The 16,657-nt window shown below is 35.4% G+C and carries 17 protein-coding genes; 11 read left to right on the top strand and 6 right to left on the bottom strand.

Annotation, left to right across the window (positions count from 1 at the left end; translation table 11 throughout):
- Positions 1-120: 120 nt before the first annotated feature.
- The 7 genes from ND812_RS02100 to ND812_RS02070 all read left to right on the top strand — a co-directional run bounded on the left by ND812_RS02100 (position 121) and on the right by ND812_RS02070 (position 7,367).
- Entirely contained in the window at positions 121-939 is an 819-nt protein-coding gene (locus tag ND812_RS02100) for an adhesin OmpL37 family surface protein (protein ID WP_265374062.1), read from the top strand.
- Positions 940-941: 2 nt separating this feature from the next.
- A complete protein-coding gene (locus ND812_RS02095; protein ID WP_265374061.1) occupies positions 942-1,604 on the top strand; it encodes a rhomboid family intramembrane serine protease in 663 nt (220 codons plus the stop codon).
- Entirely contained in the window at positions 1,604-3,046 is a 1,443-nt protein-coding gene (locus tag ND812_RS02090) for an MDR/zinc-dependent alcohol dehydrogenase-like family protein (RefSeq protein ID WP_265374060.1), read from the top strand. The genes ND812_RS02095 and ND812_RS02090 overlap by 1 nt, the downstream gene beginning before the upstream one ends.
- 4 nt (positions 3,047-3,050) lie before the next feature.
- Positions 3,051-5,501 (top strand): Rossmann-fold NAD(P)-binding domain-containing protein, encoded by a 2,451-nt coding sequence (locus tag ND812_RS02085; protein ID WP_265374059.1) that lies wholly within the window; start codon positions 3,051-3,053, stop codon positions 5,499-5,501.
- Positions 5,498-5,920 (top strand): NUDIX domain-containing protein, encoded by a 423-nt coding sequence (locus ND812_RS02080; RefSeq protein WP_265374058.1) that lies wholly within the window; start codon positions 5,498-5,500, stop codon positions 5,918-5,920. Before ND812_RS02085 ends, ND812_RS02080 begins: the two co-directional genes overlap by 4 nt.
- Entirely contained in the window at positions 5,913-7,070 is a 1,158-nt protein-coding gene (locus ND812_RS02075; RefSeq protein WP_265374057.1) for a carbon-nitrogen hydrolase family protein, read from the top strand. Before ND812_RS02080 ends, ND812_RS02075 begins: the two co-directional genes overlap by 8 nt.
- 99 nt (positions 7,071-7,169) lie before the next feature.
- Positions 7,170-7,367, top strand: coding sequence for a hypothetical protein (locus ND812_RS02070; RefSeq protein ID WP_100725745.1), 198 nt, complete (start codon positions 7,170-7,172; stop codon positions 7,365-7,367).
- Here ND812_RS02070 and ND812_RS02065 read toward each other — a convergent pair.
- On the bottom strand, positions 7,364-8,491 hold the full coding sequence (locus ND812_RS02065) for a hypothetical protein (protein WP_265374056.1): 1,128 nt from the start codon (positions 8,489-8,491) through the stop codon (positions 7,364-7,366). The genes ND812_RS02070 and ND812_RS02065 overlap by 4 nt on opposite strands.
- Positions 8,488-9,108, bottom strand: a complete 621-nt coding sequence (locus tag ND812_RS02060) for a hypothetical protein (RefSeq protein ID WP_265374055.1) — start codon at positions 9,106-9,108, stop codon at positions 8,488-8,490. Before ND812_RS02060 ends, ND812_RS02065 begins: the two co-directional genes overlap by 4 nt.
- Positions 9,109-9,175: 67 nt before the next feature.
- Between ND812_RS02060 and prfA the strand changes: the two genes are divergently transcribed.
- The 3 genes from prfA (at position 9,176) to ND812_RS02045 (ending at position 12,611) form a co-directional block, all read left to right on the top strand.
- Positions 9,176-10,237: a peptide chain release factor 1 gene (prfA, locus tag ND812_RS02055; protein ID WP_265374054.1), complete on the top strand. Its 1,062-nt coding sequence runs from the start codon at positions 9,176-9,178 to the stop codon at positions 10,235-10,237.
- A 76-nt stretch (positions 10,238-10,313) separates the two neighbouring features.
- Complete coding sequence (locus ND812_RS02050; protein WP_265374053.1) at positions 10,314-12,005, top strand: S8 family serine peptidase; 1,692 nt, start codon at positions 10,314-10,316, stop codon at positions 12,003-12,005.
- A 3-nt stretch (positions 12,006-12,008) separates the two neighbouring features.
- Positions 12,009-12,611 (top strand): hypothetical protein, encoded by a 603-nt coding sequence (locus ND812_RS02045; protein WP_265374052.1) that lies wholly within the window; start codon positions 12,009-12,011, stop codon positions 12,609-12,611.
- Positions 12,612-12,636: 25 nt separating this feature from the next.
- Here ND812_RS02045 and ND812_RS02040 read toward each other — a convergent pair whose 3' ends face one another.
- From ND812_RS02040 to ND812_RS02030, 3 genes are read right to left on the bottom strand one after another with little or no spacing between them, the layout of a single operon-like run.
- Positions 12,637-14,247 (bottom strand): ATP-binding protein, encoded by a 1,611-nt coding sequence (locus ND812_RS02040; protein ID WP_265374051.1) that lies wholly within the window; start codon positions 14,245-14,247, stop codon positions 12,637-12,639.
- The gene (locus ND812_RS02035) at positions 14,247-14,855 is read right to left on the bottom strand and encodes a chemotaxis protein CheX (protein ID WP_265374050.1); all 609 of its coding nucleotides are present in this window, start codon (positions 14,853-14,855) and stop codon (positions 14,247-14,249) included. Before ND812_RS02035 ends, ND812_RS02040 begins: the two co-directional genes overlap by 1 nt.
- Positions 14,852-15,217, bottom strand: a complete 366-nt coding sequence (locus ND812_RS02030; RefSeq protein ID WP_265374049.1) for a response regulator — start codon at positions 15,215-15,217, stop codon at positions 14,852-14,854. Before ND812_RS02030 ends, ND812_RS02035 begins: the two co-directional genes overlap by 4 nt.
- An 80-nt stretch (positions 15,218-15,297) precedes the next feature.
- Between ND812_RS02030 and ND812_RS02025 the strand changes: the two genes are divergently transcribed.
- Entirely contained in the window at positions 15,298-15,795 is a 498-nt protein-coding gene (locus ND812_RS02025; RefSeq protein ID WP_265374048.1) for an MORN repeat-containing protein, read from the top strand.
- On the opposite strand, the gene metF is transcribed toward ND812_RS02025, so the two are convergent.
- Positions 15,760-16,647 (bottom strand): methylenetetrahydrofolate reductase [NAD(P)H], encoded by an 888-nt coding sequence (gene metF, locus ND812_RS02020; protein ID WP_265374047.1) that lies wholly within the window; start codon positions 16,645-16,647, stop codon positions 15,760-15,762. The genes ND812_RS02025 and metF overlap by 36 nt on opposite strands.
- Positions 16,648-16,657: the final 10 nt, after the last annotated feature.

The raw sequence follows: 16,657 nt of genomic DNA, 5'->3' as shown, positions 1-16,657 counted from the left end.
GTAATGATCCTAACTTTTGCACAGTTTCCTCTCGACATAATTCTAGAATATGAGACGTATATGTCTTTTCTTTTTTATCATGCTAATGTTTTCTCTGAACGGCCGAAACTAGTTGCATAGATGAAACGTTTTTCGGTAATACTACTGCTTCTCTTCATTGCAATGGGAGAGACAACGCCGGACCAATCTAGTTCTAAAGCGACTCAGTTAATTCGTGTTAGCTATGGACTTAAGGATAACTACGAGTTTCTTCGCATTTTAAATTCAACAATCAGCAATCGTGGGACAGAAGACCAAAAAAAATACTTCAAACGATGCGTACAACACCACATAGAGTCCGAAATCCTTCATTTACAAATGGATTTGGGAAATTCATACGCAGAACTACGTAGAACGCAAGGTTTACTCATACAATTGTACATCAATGTTTTGGAAGACGAAATTGAAGAGTTAGAAATTGAGTTAGGCAGACTGGCTCGACTTGCCAATGGAAAAGAAAAAACAGAGAGCAAATTATATTTGCGATTAGGTTATCGCGAAATTGCAGTTGCGAAACAAAAATTAATCATTGGAAAAAACATTCGTCCTTATTTGTATTTGATGAAATTACAGGAGTTGGCGTATTCCTTAAAATCATTAAAACAAGCAGAGAAGTACATTGTTTTACTTGGATTGTTACACGACTCTATTGACGAATTCGATAAAGAAAGCCGATCTTTCGAAGCTATGGCCAATGAAGTAATTCGAATCATTGTAAATGACAAAGAGAAGTATTTGCGATTATTGTACGATAGTCACTTTGATTCATATGGATCTCTCAATTATTACGAACAAATTTGGAAACAACCCGATTTACATGAACTAGCATCTGGAATTCCCAATTTTGATCCTGCTTACTTTCGAAATCCAGAAGAAGCAAAAATCCCAACCTTCAAATAGTTATGCGATCATTCATTTGGGAATTTCCATTAACCGCTAGTTTTGCCTTATTTTTATTCTTATTGTATCCGATTGTTTCCATTTTTATGCCAAACTTGGTAACGGAATATTTTATTGCAACCCCCGGTGAATTCGAGCCACTCAATTGGATATTATCCACTTTTTTCCACGGATCTGGAGCCCATCTTTTATCCAATTTATTTTTCCTATTATTACTTGGTAGGGTTGTTGAGAAACGAGTTGGTAAAAAAAGATGGTTATTGTTTTATTTTATGGCTGGATTACTTTCAGTGTTAGGTGATGGAGTTGTGCGAGGGTTTATTTTAGGAGATAAAACACCTATAGTTGGTGCGAGTGGATCTATTTCAGGTCTCGCTTCCGCGGCTACTTTGTTATCACCATTTCGATTTCCAATTTCCAAAACCAAATCGATTCCATTTCCAGTATTTTTGTTTGGTTGGATGATGGTTTACTCAGATGTGACCAATGTTTTTGCGAGAGATAATGTGGCTCATTGGGCACACTTAGGTGGTTTTTTCTCAGTATTTGTGACAAGTTATTTATTAGGGGAAAAAGAAAGGCAAGAAATCAGACAAGGCTTTCTTCTCAACTTTACCTTTTTTACATTGACTATCATTCTTCTATTTTTTATCAACAATAGGTAATGAATCTAAAATTTAGAGCAAAGGATTATCTCTCCAGTGACTCCTTTGAATCGGCTGAATACGAATACATAGGCAATCAGAAAGACGGATGGGAAATCAAACGAAATGGTGAACCCTACCTCCAATTAGGTCCAGGTTACATTCCATTAAAAACAATCTCATGTGGTGTTTGTTCCACCGATATCGATCGGAGATTTTTACCATTTCCTCTCCCTCAAATTATCGGGCATGAGGTATTAGCAGAAGGTCTCGAAGAAAACCATGGCAAACAATTCGTAGTTGAGATCAACGACACTTACGAAGCTCGAGGTGATAAAGAACCAGATTTATTTTGTAAGGAAGGAATTCCAACACACTCACCTGAACGCAGGGTTTTAGGAATCGATCGATTGCCTGGTGGTTTTGGACCTTATATCCTTGCTCCGATAAACGCAGCTATCAATTTAGAAGGAGTTTCTCCAAAAGCGGCTGTCCTTATGGAACCATTTGCTGCAGCCTTACAAGCCATCATAGCTTCTCCTCCGAAAAAAGGAGACCATGTTGCTGTTTTAGGTCCTAGACGATTGGGGAGTTTAATCCTTGCTGCACTTTCATCCTACCGCAAATCCAATCAATCGGATTTTCGCATAACTGCGATTACTCGCCATGACCACTTGGTCAAATTATCGAAAGAAATGGGTGCAGATGATGTGATTGATCTTCGCATAACAAATGTAGAAAATCTAAAAAACAAATTTGACATCGTATATGATACAACCTCTACTCCGTCGGGATTTGAATCTGCCATCCAAATTGCTAAAAGAGAAGTCCACTTAAAAACTACCAATGGCCAACCGATGGCAGGGATAAATCATTTAACAGAACTTGTGGTAGATGAATTGTCCATTCTCCCATTTTCAGAACAAAATACAAAATTCCATTGGCAAAACGAAACAAGAACAAACAAAAATATTTTTGTTTTCGAGAACGTTTCGGAAGAAATTAAAACCAAATTGAAACAAGATTTTAATGTTTATGTAGGGGATGAAAAAACCGCTGAAACCATTTTATCTTCCAAGGAATTTTTTGATCATTTGCCAAGATTTGATGTAGTAGCTGTTTCAAACCCGAACGAAATAGGATTTGCCATTCGACCAAACCCAAATCATGAAAATTCATTGGTGCGGCCAAGAGGGGCGATCCTTGTAGATACTACCAATTCCAATCAATGGCCTGCCGATCAAAGTTTGGTAGGTGAATTTTTTAAAGAGGGAAAAGAGATTCATAGTTCCCGTTGTGGTGATTTCCATATGGCGATATCATTGTTACGAGAGAATCCAGAAATTACAAAATCATTAGAGACAAACTTAATTTCACATCGATACCCTGCTGATAAATTGGAAGAAGCATATAACAAAGCAAAAGATCCATCGAGTGTAAAGGTAGTTGTTGATTTCCAATAACCATATGACTTCAGAAAAAAATATAAAAACATCTCTCGGGCCAACTCTTCATCAAATTGATGAGGGATTATGGGAAATTGACTTAACCAATCTTCGGATTTTTTTTGGACTTTCCATCCTGTCACGGACGATTGGTGAGGAGATTGGAAACTTATTACAATCGTTACCAGGTGATTTAGCATTCACTTATAAAATTAATCCAAATATCAATCATGAATTAGTGGATATGCATATCCAACATGTTCAAGTATTTGCAAGAGCTGGAATTTTAAAAGATTGGGTATTATTCAGAGAAGAATTTGAAGAAAATTTACGATTTGTATTTGGATCTTTCCAACAACAATCGATAGCAAAAAAAATACACCCAGAGTTTTACGGTGAAGATCCAAATAGAAATTCAACTATAGCATTATTATTTCCATTTGATACTGATTTTATTCATCCATCTGGATATTATATACTGATGGAAAGAGTACAAAGCCAAAGCCGAATTGGAGATTTTTTCCTCCGTATAACGATTGATTCACGAGAAGATGGATGTTTAAATTTAAAAAATATCCCTCACGAAGTTGTAAGTGATGTACATTCTAGAACGTATATTGCTGGTGCATCGAAGATAAGTGAATCCCTAAGTAATGGAATTATCAATGTTGCTCAGAAAGGAGAAACATTTTACGAAGAGGAAAATAGTCATTTTAGTAAGGTATTTTCCCAGATTGAAAAAACACCTCTGGGGAAATTATCCAATATAAATTTTTATTGGGAAGAACAGTATCGTAATTTGATTTTAAGCTCAGATCCAAGTGTTTCATTATCTATCTTAAAAAAACTCTTTTTGCTTTTAGAAGATTCATCAGCATCTAAAAAAATAAAAGAAGGGAACACCTTAAGAGCAATCATTGGAAAAACATCAATTTATGTAGATCTCTCTCGGCTCGACAGAGTTTTAAACTTTAGTTTTAATCAGAAAAGAACTTTAGTAGATCCAAGTTTCTATTTAAAAAGAATGCCGATATTGGAAACCATTGCCAATGGAAAAGGTCACAAATTTTCATTTGAAGGCATAAATATATTTCTCATTCACCACATAACGTCTGAAATCATTTCCTTAATAGAAACCTTCAGAAGATTGAAGGCGAATTCATTAAATGTTGCTTTTGTTAAGTATGGTGGAAATATTCCTCCAGTTTACTTAGATATATTATTGGATATTCCTACAGAAACGTTTTACATGGCTGGTTTGGAATTTAAACTCACGAAAAATAATACACCCTATTATGGAGTATCTCCTCTTTACAGTGATTTTGAGATTCATACAAATTTTCGGCATAAATTGGAAGAGGCGAAGTTAGGTTTTTTCGATGCTATGCGAAGATTGTCTACCTATTTGTTTTTAAATCAATTATTGCAACTTGTTGAGAAGAAGGAAAAAATCATTTTGATTGAAGATGGTGGTTATGTTGCTCCAGTTCTTAATGAATTTGCATTAAATGATGTTACATTGGGAGAAGTTCTTTCTGAATATTGGGTCGAATGCAAAAACAAATCATTACTTGATAGAAAATTTTCGGAAATTTTAAAAGAACATGTAATTGGATCTGTCGAACATACTAGAAATGGTTTCGACAGACTCACAAAAATTAGGGATGAGAAAAAATCTCTCGTTATACCTGCCTATTCAATTGCAGTTTCAAAAGAAAAAACTTTGGAAGAATCCAAAGAAGTAGCACGTTCCATTATTAATGCAATTGAGAATACATTACATGGAATTGGTAAAGTTTTATCGAAAAGAAAAATACTCATCCTTGGAGCAAAAGGTAATATTGGCGGATTTTTAAAGAAATATCTAATCGGAGGTTCTTTACATGAATCAAACTTAGATGTTTTGGAAGTTGATCGAAAATTTGAAATAGAATCAACGTATGTTAAAAAATCATTTCATACAATTGCTGAGACAGAATTTTCTAAAATCGATTTTGTCATTGGTGTAACAGGTGAATCTATTTTACAGCCAAAAGACTTTGAAACTTGGATATTGGAGAGTGAACACAAACAATTATTTTTAGCTTCAGGTTCGACAAAAACAATTGAATTTGCAAACTTCATTCAGTGGACAAATGAATTAAATACGAGTGAAAAACCTAAATTAAAAGATAAAAATCTTTCCATTACATTTCTAAGAATATTAGATCCACAAACACAAATGGATTTGGGTTCTAAAATTATTTTTAAAATTCCTGAGATGAACTTAGAAAAAGAAATATACCTAATCAGTGATGGAAGTCCTGTTAACTTTTTATTTTTTGGTGTACCAACAGAATCTATGGATCCGATTATTTCGCAATTAGCAAGTGTCTCTTTAGGAATGGTTAACCAATACAAAACAAAAAAACTTCCCTCTCCGGAGTTATATGCAGTTGATCATCAAATTGATATTTGGGGAAACTTATTGTGAGTAAACACGGTTTTTTTCAAATTACCCAAAAGCTCTTTTTAAGAGATGGAAATTCTTTATTAGTATTACGTGATCAAAAATCTGGTCATGGTGACCTCCCTGGTGGAAGGATGAATGAAGATGAATTTTTTGAAGACTGGATGGTAAGTGTATACCGAGAAATTAACGAAGAATTGGGTGAAAATATAAAAATTGAAGTAAACCCAAGACCAATTTTTGTTCATAAACATATGGTTAATGAAGGAAATTTCCCTTGTATCATTATCGCATATGAGGCTAAATTAATACAAGGGAACGTTCAATTATCAGACGAACATGATTATATGGAATGGGTAAACATTCACTCATTTGATCCCAAAAAACTTTTTTCGGAGTATATGTTGGATGCTGTCCAACTTTATTTAAATCAATATGCATAATCTTTATGTGCCTCCTTATAAAATTTTATTATTTATCGTTCTCTTCGGAGTTGGATATGGTTCTGCAACTTTTATAAAAGAACATGATATGAATCTTCCATCTCCAAAGTTAGAAGTACCAAAATCTGACTTTAGTTTTAATTTCGATTTCAAATTCAATTTTGATTTTAATTTTAGCAAACCTGAAGTAGATGAAGAAATTCAAAAACCTGAAAAATCATGGAATGATGTAACCATTCAAACGAATGGAACAGATCGAAAGTATGGTAATTTAGTTGGAATACAGTTAGTACTAAAACCGGAAGATTACGTAAAAGAGGAATGGTGGCGTGAAAGAATTGAAGAAACTTTAATCAAAGGAAAATCTTCTGGAATTTTTGATCGCAAAACTATCGTTATCTTTCCAGAACATTTGGGTTCTGGCCTTGTTTTTCTAAATGAAAAATCTAGATTCTTATCTTCTGACACCTTGGAGGAAGCTCTCAAAACAAAAGGTGAAAATTTTACCATTAAAGATTTATTATTATCCAAAGCTGAATTGATGTCAGAAGTGTATGTCAGAACATTTTCGAATTTAGCAAAAGAATTTAATGTACCCATTTTAGGTGGGACCATTGTACTTCCAAATCCAAAAATTGTAAAAGGCAATCTGGTATTAGATCCAAATGGCCCACTTTACAATGTCGCAATTCCATTTTCTGCAGATGGAAAATTGATGGAACCGATTGTGAAAAAATCCATTCTTACAGAAGATGAACTCAAAGTATATTCTGCTGGCGAAACTAACCAAGATCGTATTTGGATTGTTCCTGGTTGGAAAGTAGCTATTTTTATTGGGCAAGATGTTTTCGATTCTAGTTTGTATAGTCGCCTAACAGGAAAGGCTATTGATGGATTAATTTCTCCATCAGCTGTGTTTCCGAAAATGAAGTGGTCAGATAAAGATTTAACGGATTCGAATATTTGGAAACAAGAGGGTATGCCTAAGTACATCAAATCGACAAGAGCGCAAGATCTGGTCCAAGTGTTTCTATCTGGGCATTTATTTGAAAATCACTGGAATGGAAAAACTTTCAATTTAAGAGATTTTACTTTTGAAGACCAAGTGATTTCGGTAGAAAGCCCTACAATCTTAAATTTGTACTTTTAAAAATAGATTCGTAATCGATAAAATTTGAGATTTTAATTTTGGCTTTTCCATTAAAATCCGTTTGACAGGGCACCGAATTCACAAAAAATTTTCAGAGTTATGCCACAGAAGTCCCTTCCTAAAAACGAATTCTACGTAAAATGCCCATTGTATGCAAAAGGCCTTTCTGTATGTCCAAGTTCGAAGGATCGTTTACAATCGGAAGATTTGAGTCGATTGACTTCTCATTGTGTTCAGGATTTATATAAGGCTTGTGATATATTTTCCGCAAAAAAAGAGAAAGAACAAGCGGCTTAGCCGTCGTTGAGTTTCCTCACTTTTTTAAAATATTCATAAACTTTCCAGTCTTCTTCGCTAAACGTTAAATCATCTAACACAAGTTCACCACGAATACTTTCGTATACGATTTTATCTCCAGCAACACCCCATAACCGATCTAAAAAAAATGGGAAATGTTCCTTTTTTCCCGTTACTTTCCATTTCATCGGTTGGTTGGGTTCATTCTGGTTGGTAGTAATGAATTCATCCTTACCTGTAAGACGCCACGAATATGCTTCTCTTGTCACAATAGGAATTCCGCGATTGATAGAAGGAGATCTTCCTTGTTGGTAGTTGACTTCCTTTAAATATAAGTCTCCAATTTTCCCACCAACTACGTAACCTGAATTGCCATTATGATAATAAAATTTTGGTAGGACGATGTCCTTTGAGAGAAGTGAAACTTTTTTTAATTCAATATTTAAAAAGAAAAGATGATAAGCTCCGCCTACACCAGACCAAACTAAGTATTCATTTCCGATAGGAGATATATGGTATTGTATTTTTAATTTTGGATAAGGAGAAGGAAATAAATCATTGGTTAGGAATTTTTCAGGTTTTGAAATCTTCCCAGTTTTTTCGACGAAGAGCTGGTTCTCAAAAAAATAAAAAATTAAATCGCCTGAATTCGAAATCGCCATACCTGTTTTACATGGAATATGAACGATAGATTCATGTTCTAATGAAGAATCCATTGTTGAATATCCAAATAAGGCACAACCGCCATATTGTTTTAACGGATATTGGACAACAACATAATTCCCATTAGCTGATACTTGAATGGAATCTGGTCTTAGTTTTAGTTCAATTGAATTCCGATTATCATTCACTAAGTCTCTGAAGTAAAGTGTTTTGTTTTCGGTCCATACGATTTTGGATCGGTCTTCTGATAATGCAAATAGGCGAGGTTGGTTTGGTTTATTTTTGGAAAGAATTTCTGCATTAGACCGATTCGCTGACAAACGGTCTTGTAATAACACCAAAGCCTTTTCGTATTTTTCTTTTGAGATTAGGTCTTCAATTTCGGAAACTAAAGATTCGTGTTTTGATTGGCAATAACTGAAATTTAAAAAAGTAAGAATTAAGATGAAATGAAATTTCACTGAGACTCCAACATTTCCCGGATTTCATCCGAGTGAATTTCCTTTGAGAAAAGTTCCATCGCTGTTTTCCCAACTCTTTTTGTATCATAATAGGCAAATGTACCAGTGACTACGGCCCCACCAATGGGTACCCAACGTGCAAACTGTTTTCGGATGATCGATTTAGAAATCATAATTCCTAATTTTTCGAGTACAGTTTGAAATACTCTAACGGTTGTTGGGCGAATTAAAATTTTAAAACTTGATTCCTCGATAATTTTGCGAAAAACGTGAGCTCCTCCATGTTTGAATAAACAATAAAGAAGAAGTTCTTTTGTCACTTGAACTTCCTTTCCGTAGAGAGCTGCAATGTCCATGATGAGATGGCCTTGGATCCGGTAGACCATTAAGAGCTCTGGTAGAATGCTGAGTATTCCCAGAGGACCTGGGGGGAGGGAACAGGTAGCACTTATGAGTCCTGATTTAAAAGAAGCATTCTGAACAAGCTCATTCAATATTTCTTCGGGAGGTTGGATTGTGGGAGCATAGGGACTACGATAATCCTCAAAACCTGCAAATAATTCGATGAGGCCTTCTAAAAATCCATTGGATTTGCCCTGAGATGGTAGTTCGTTCACGGGTTTCTTAAATCCTCGTTAGATTTTGGTTTATCAAAAACAGGCATTCTGTATCCTTTCCATAGACATGATAGATAGATTGAAAAAAATTCAAGAAAAATACCTGCGTATCGAGGATGAGCTCGCCAAGGCCACCGCTTCGGATACTTTGAAGAATCTATCGAAAGAAAGATCTCGCCTAACGCCCGTATATACAAAAGCAGATGAATATCTAAGAATTACAAAAGACTGCCAAGATGCAAAATCATTATTAGAATCCGAAAATGATCCAGATATGCATTCTATGCTAAAATCAGAGATTGAGGAAGGGGAAAAAAAATTAGAGGAACTTGCAAAAGAACTCGAAATTATGTTATTACCTCCCGATCCAAACTCTGGAAAAAGTATCCTTGTCGAAATCCGTGCTGGAACGGGTGGAGAAGAGTCGGGATTGTTTTGTGCAGATTTGTTTCGTATGTATAACAAATATGCAGATAAAAAAGGCCTACGTACAGAAATCATTGATATGAGCCCGACGGGGATTGGTGGTTATAAAGAAATTGTATTTTCATTGGATGACGATAGGGCATATGATTTATTTAAATTTGAATCAGGAACACACCGCGTACAACGGATTCCTGAAACAGAATCAGGTGGAAGGATTCATACTTCTGCTGTAACTGTTGCTATTCTTCCTGAAGCAGAGGAGAAAGAAGTTGAAATTAGAGATAGTGACCTTCGAATCGACGTTTATCGTTCGTCAGGTGCTGGTGGTCAGCATGTTAACACAACAGATTCTGCTGTAAGGATCACACATATTCCAACTGGAATTGTCGTTGCTTCTCAAGAAGAACGTTCTCAAATTAAAAACCGTGATAAAGCAATGCGCGTATTACGAGCTAGGATTGTCGACCAAATGGCTGAGACCGCCAAACAAAGTGCAGATGCATTAAAAAAAGCACAGGTCGGATCGGGTGATAGGTCCGAACGCATTCGGACTTATAATTTTCCACAAGGACGTTGTACGGATCATAGGATTGGATTTACGAGTCATAATCTCCCTGCCATAATGGAAGGAGATTTGGATGAATTAATCGATGCATTAATCCAAGAAGATCGGTCTAAACGATTAGCAGAAGCCAAGGCATAAAAAAAGGTTTTTTCTAACAGATTTCGATTGAATGATCTTCCTTGGTTGTTATTCCTTATGGTAGGGTAATGGTTTCATGAAATTTGGAAAGTTTGGATTAGTTACATTCCTGATTCTCGGTTTGGTTTATGGGAATTGTAATCCTATCAAAAAGAATGATCCATTCAGTGATAATTTAATTTTACTCCTTTTGATCAATTCGATTCTCAATGCTAGGGAAGTCGATTGTACTTTCTCTTCAGCTGATACAGATCCCTTTTATTCCGACCAATGGCATCTGCAAAACCTTGGACAATTCGGTGGCACCCCTGGCGAAGATGCACGGGTCAAAACTGTTTGGGACCAAGGTTATTCTGGAAACCAGGTAATCGTGAGCGTTGTCGACGATGGTTTGAACATAGTACATGAAGATTTAAGTGCAAATATTTCTGTCACAGCTCGTGGCTTAAATATGTTTAACAATACCTTCAATCCCTCCCATTCTTACTCCAATAGTTTTCATGGATCTGCTGTTGGAGGAGTGATTGGTGCCAGAGGTGGCAATGCAATTGGACTTCGGGGTGCCGCTCCTTGTTCCAAATTGGTTGGTGTCAATATTCTAGAAAAATCAACAATTTATACATCCGACGAATACCGCGCAATGGTCAATGAATCAGGGAGAGTTTTTATCTCAAACAATAGTTGGGGATCTCCGGACATCTATGGTTGGTTATGGCCATCCAGCAGTTTATGGCAACAAGGCATCAACGAAGGTGTAACTCTCGGTCGCGGGGGGAAGGGTACGGTTTACCTTTGGGCAGCAGGGAATGGTGCCAATGGTGGAACTGTCGCATCACCGGTGCTAGTTGATAACGCAAACTATGATGGGCAAGCAAATTATTATGGGGTTATGGCGATAGGTGGAATTGGGGAAAATGGAAAAAAAGCAGCCTATTCTGAGTCAGGTGCGAATCTTTGGGTTGTTGCGCACACACAAGGGAACAATACAACTGCTTACACTACAGCAATTTCAACTACGGATGCCACCGGTGTAAATGGATTAAATGCTGGCGGCACATCAGGAGATTACACCAATTCAAGTTATACGAAAAAATTCAATGGAACTTCATCTGCGACTCCATTAGCTGCCGGAGTGGTTGCATTACTCCTAAGCAAAAATCCAAATTTAAGTTGGAGAGACGTACGCGAGTTAGTTGCTTATTCTGCCAGAAAAAATGATGCTTCGGATACTGATTGGACTACCAATGCAGCTGGTCTAAATATCAACCATAAATATGGATTTGGTGCTATTGATGCACAACAGTTACTAGTCCGTTCAAATTCTTGGTCTCCGATCGGTGCGGCACTTAAAACGGAAACAATGAGTTCAATCACACCAGGTACTTCGATTCCAGACAATGATTTAGTAACTGGCGCCAATGCATCATATTCAGTTTCCTCATCCATTTCTTACATAGAATTTGTTGATGTAGAATTTACAACGAATCACACTTATTTTCCGGAATTAAAAATCACGGTTACCTCACCTAGCGGCACTGTGAGTGTTCTTTCGGAAGTCCATGCATGTCGTAATCCATCTAATAATTCAGGATGTACTTCTGGTAGTACATCCATAGCCAATATGACTGGTTCCTCCACCTATCGTTTTGGCTTAACTCGTTTGCTTGGTGAAAATCCAAATGGAAGTTGGACTATTCGAGCCTATGATGGCGCAGCTGGAGACACTGGAACCATCCAATCAGTGCGATTGAAAATTTACGGAAGGTAAACAATGAAATTTAAACATCTTAATTCCTTCAAGCGATTCCAAAATTCTTTGGTGTTTATATCGATTGGTTTTGCCTGCAGTTCATTTTTTTTATGGGATCCTTTAGTCGCAAAAGAACCACCAAACCAAATTACATTTACGGAAGGTGGAGTTCAAAAAACATTTTATAGAAATTCCAATTTGGAAGCAGAATTCATTGAACCGAGTCAAGCGAATTCTTCGCAAAACAAAGGTTTGGGCAATCTTAAGGTAAAAGGTGGATGGAATTTAAGACAAGTTGGGAAACCTTTATTGAGTCAACAAAAAGGCAAATCAAATATTCCAACAAAAGTGACCGAAGTCTATAATACAGGTGCAGGTTATGGTCCTAATATTGTATTACCAGGGATCATTATTGTTAGATTCAAATATGACCAATCTAATGAATCAATTTCCAAGTTAGCTCAAAAATATAAGATTGTGTTTTTGCAACAATTTAATCCTCGCATTGTTAGTTTCCAAACAGAACCAGGTTATCTTTCCGTCGAAATGGCAAATGAATTATTAAGTGAAAGAATTGTTTCGGAAGCATATCCTGAAACTGCTGTCGAAAAAGTCTTAAAATAGAAAGTGAATTTGGAATTTTAAATTCTTAAAGTGCTAAGTAAAAATGGATGAGCTTTAGAATTTCTAATTTGCGAACTGGTTTGGATAAGTAAGAAGTAATTCCAGCTAAAAAACTTTTACTGATATCTTCTTTTTGTACGTTTGCTGAAATTGCAATGATAGGAACCATAAGAAGCGAATCTATATTTTGATTTTGTTCATAACTTCTAATTTCCTTTGTCGCTTCAAGTCCATCCATTTCAGGCATTTGCATATCCATTAAAACGATATCAAATTTTTCATTTTGAAATTTTTCTAAGGCATCCTTTCCGTTTTTTGCAATCACAAGTTCGATTGGATATTTTCTTAAGAAAGTTTTAATGATGAATACGTTCTCCTCTGAGTCCTCTGCCAATAGGATCTTACATTTAGGAAAGTTTTCTGGCTCTGGTAATTCTAAGTCCAACCAATGTTGGTGGATATTAGAATCTCTATGAACTAATCCTTCATATGGGATATGGATTGAAAATTTTGATCCTTTTCCAAGTTCACTTTCTACAAAAATATCACCTTTCATCATTAAAATTAATTTCTTTGTGATTGTAAGCCCTAGTCCTGTTCCGCCATATTTTCTTGTCGTAGAACTATCCACTTGGGTGAAACTTTCGAATATTGAATGTAATTTTTCATTAGGTATGCCAATTCCAGTATCTTCTACTTCTAACTTTAATACTTTATTACTTTTGTCTAAAGATGCATTAACACTGATACTACCTTTCTCTGTAAACTTCATAGCATTTCCAATTAAATTAATCAAAATTTGTTGGATGCGAGTAGAATCACCTTTTATAGTTTCAGAAATATTTTCACTGACTGTATAATAGATTTTGATACCCTTCGCTTTTGCTTTCATTAAGAAAAGGGATATAGTTTCTTTTAATAAATCTCGAATTGAAAATTCTATGGATTCGATTTCTAACTTACCTGACTCAATTCTAGATAAATCAAGGATGTCATTGATGATATTGTACAATGCCTTACCTGAATTTCGAAGGACTGTCAAATACTCAACTTGTTCTTCAGAAAGATTTGTTTCGGCTAATGTATCAGCCATTCCTAAAATAGCATTGAGTGGAGTCCTAATTTCATGACTCATGGACGCTAAAAAATCCGTCTTAGCTTGAGATGCTTTTTTTGCATCAACTTCCTTTTCTTTAGCAACTATCATTTGTTCCCTTAATAATTTTTCTCTAGTTACTTGTTGAGAAACATCCGAGATTTGGATCATACAAAATGAATTTATTTCATCTTCGATAGAAATGGGAATGATGTGCAAATATTGATAAATCCTATCATTTTTTAACATCTTTTGTTCATTTTCGTATAAAGGGAACGGATATGGATTTAAAGTATGTGTAAGTATGGAATACTGCGAAAATTGTATACATTGTTCAATTGATTTAAAAGTTCTAGTTCCAACTAACTCTGGAAATACGTCAGATATTAATTTGTTTTCGAGATCTTTTTCTGAAAGATTGGAACTCTTTAGAAACCATTGATTGGCAATTACGATTTCATAGTTTTGATTTAAAATCAGAATTCCTATTCCTGATTTTTTTATAATTGTTAATAAGTGTTTTTCGGTTAAAGAACTCACTACTTTAGCTTTTCAATCAATACTCTGGATAGATTTTTGATGCTGTCAAAATTTAGAATAAAAAATATATAACCTTTAATTTCTTTACCTTTTAACTGATAGTCGATGAACACTAATAAGATAGAATTGTCTTCATTAGTATTTGGATTTCGATTTAATAATAATTCCTCGTATTTCCCAGAAAAAAATTCAGGTATTTGTGTTTCAATTTTGTAATTGGACATTTTTGCTAAATTAGACAAAATTGCATTTAGGATAATATTGCCAATTTCACTTAGTGCATCTTTTTCAAATTGTGAAACTTCATTGAGCGCTACATAGTCTTTCATCATCATTTTCACAATTTCTAAACTAGCACTTTTATGGAACAATAGAAATGCAGATCCGTTCCCAATATCACCAACAAACTTTTGTTCGACTGTGCAAACATCCTTATTCGCTAGGTTTTCAAAGTTTTTTGCTTCTGCTTCGGTAATTAGTTTTAAACTAGGAACGGTTAATAAAATTTCATCAGAGATCATTTCACTCATCAATTTTGCAGCTCCACCTAAGCTGATATTGAATAGTTCACATAATGAATCTCGTTCTAACTCTGTTAGGTAGTTCATATTTTTTCTAACATAGGAATGATTTTTTCAGGTGTAACCGGTTTTTCGACAAAATCAATTCCCAAATCTTTGGCTCGATTTTTGATTGCATCTTGGATGTTAGCAGTCACTAAAACGATTTTTGAATTTGGATAGTTGGATTTTAAAATCTCAGCCAAATCTAAGCCGGAAATTGTCCCTGGCATATTTTGGTCCAAACTGAATAAATCAATGTCCGGATGGTCTGGTAAAATAGATTTTGCCTTATCAGCTGATTCAGCTTCTAAAATTTCCCAATTGGGTTGATTTTCGGAAATGATTTTCCGAATCATTAATCGAGTGACTGTGCTATCGTCAACTATAAGTGCTTTTTTTTGTGACATATGGATTGCCTTAATTTCAAACTAGTTTTAGATAAGCATGAATACACTTAGTCGACGAAATATTGTTAAGTAAGCCATCCATGCGTTCTAAATTCTTTATATTTTTATTTTTTTACATTTTTGTCTTTTGTAAGTCGAACCAAAAAATATGTGAAGGCGAAAATTGCCGTAATGGGAAACACTCAGTTTCCTTTGAAAATGGCGACTTTTTTGAAGGTGAATTCATTGAGGATACCAAACATGGGTTTGGAATTTATCGATATGCTAATGGAGATGTCTTTGAAGGTGAATACAAATTTGGTTATAAAGAAGGATTAGGATCTTATCGTTATAACAATGGAGATCAATTCAAAGGAAATTATCTCAAAGGCAAAAGAGATGGGTTCGGTAAATATATTTTTGCAGATGGATTCATTTTGGAAGGTACTTGGTCGCAAAATGAATTGAATGGAAAATGTAAAATCACAAATGCAAAAGGTAGTTTGGTGCTAGAAGGATACTGGCACCAAAATCATTATATTGGTTTTAAACCAAAAGAAGGATCAAACGATACGATCAAAATTTCGGATCCCGAGTGATTCGTAAATCTTGCGTGTGGCCTTTGATTTGTTGAGAGTATACATATGAATTCCTGCAATTTTGTGATCTAATAAATCGCGGACTTGTTCCGTTGCCCAATGGATCCCAACATTTTCTGCATAGGCATCATCTTCAGCACGTGACAATGACTTCAATAGTTTTGCAGGAAAATTAGTACCAAGGGATAATTCTGCCATACGTGCCATTCCTTTCCTGGAAGTAATTGGCATGATACCCGCGATGATTGGAACTTTGATTCCAGCAATCTCACATCGTTCTACAAAATCATAAAAATAATCATTATTAAAAAACAATTGGGTGCAGATATAGTCGACACCTTGGTCAACTTTCCATTTTAAGTATTCAATTTCTTTTAAACGATTGGGAGTGGAAGGATGACCTTCTGGAAATCCAGCAACTCCAATCCCCATATTTGGGTAATTCCCTTTGATGAAACCGACTAATTCTCCAGCGTATTCAAATCCATTTTCTGTTTTTTGAAATTCATTTTGGCCCTTTGGCGGATCACCACGAAGAGCCATGATGTTGTGGATTCCACTTTTTTCATATCGTTTTAGGATCTCACCAATTTCTTCTTTGGTAGAACCAACACATGTAAGATGGCTAACAATTGTTAAACCAGTCTGCTCTTGTAATTTGACGACTAAATCGTGTGTTAGGTCACGAGTCGAACCACCTGCACCATACGTGACACTCACATAAGCAGGGTTCATTTGAGAGAGTTCTTGGATATTTCGGAACAAATCCTCTGATGCTTCCTCATTTTTGGGAGGGAAAAATTCGAAGCTGATAGTAGTTTGTTTTTTGCCGAGGATCTCAGAAATGTGCATAAAACCTATC

The sequence above is a fragment of the Leptospira limi genome (genome assembly GCF_026151395.1).
GTDB classification, from domain to species: Bacteria; Spirochaetota; Leptospiria; order Leptospirales; family Leptospiraceae; genus Leptospira_A; species Leptospira_A limi.
Note: the sequence above shows the minus strand (reverse complement) of the source record. Positions and strands in the feature narration are given on the sequence as shown.

Coding starts and splice junctions, on each gene's coding strand:
- metF (WP_265374047.1), bottom strand. CDS start 16,647: ATGCACATTTCTGAGATCCTCGGCAAAAAACAAACTACTATCAGCTTC.
- ND812_RS02035 (WP_265374050.1), bottom strand. CDS start 14,855: ATGAACTACCTAACAGAGTTAGAACGAGATTCATTATGTGAACTATTC.
- ND812_RS02100 (WP_265374062.1), top strand. CDS start 121: ATGAAACGTTTTTCGGTAATACTACTGCTTCTCTTCATTGCAATGGGA.
- ND812_RS02030 (WP_265374049.1), bottom strand. CDS start 15,217: ATGTCACAAAAAAAAGCACTTATAGTTGACGATAGCACAGTCACTCGA.
- ND812_RS02045 (WP_265374052.1), top strand. CDS start 12,009: ATGAAATTTAAACATCTTAATTCCTTCAAGCGATTCCAAAATTCTTTG.
- ND812_RS02070 (WP_100725745.1), top strand. CDS start 7,170: ATGCCACAGAAGTCCCTTCCTAAAAACGAATTCTACGTAAAATGCCCA.
- ND812_RS02085 (WP_265374059.1), top strand. CDS start 3,051: ATGACTTCAGAAAAAAATATAAAAACATCTCTCGGGCCAACTCTTCAT.
- ND812_RS02050 (WP_265374053.1), top strand. CDS start 10,314: ATGAAATTTGGAAAGTTTGGATTAGTTACATTCCTGATTCTCGGTTTG.
- ND812_RS02025 (WP_265374048.1), top strand. CDS start 15,298: ATGCGTTCTAAATTCTTTATATTTTTATTTTTTTACATTTTTGTCTTT.
- prfA (WP_265374054.1), top strand. CDS start 9,176: ATGATAGATAGATTGAAAAAAATTCAAGAAAAATACCTGCGTATCGAG.
- ND812_RS02075 (WP_265374057.1), top strand. CDS start 5,913: ATGCATAATCTTTATGTGCCTCCTTATAAAATTTTATTATTTATCGTT.
- ND812_RS02090 (WP_265374060.1), top strand. CDS start 1,604: ATGAATCTAAAATTTAGAGCAAAGGATTATCTCTCCAGTGACTCCTTT.
- ND812_RS02095 (WP_265374061.1), top strand. CDS start 942: ATGCGATCATTCATTTGGGAATTTCCATTAACCGCTAGTTTTGCCTTA.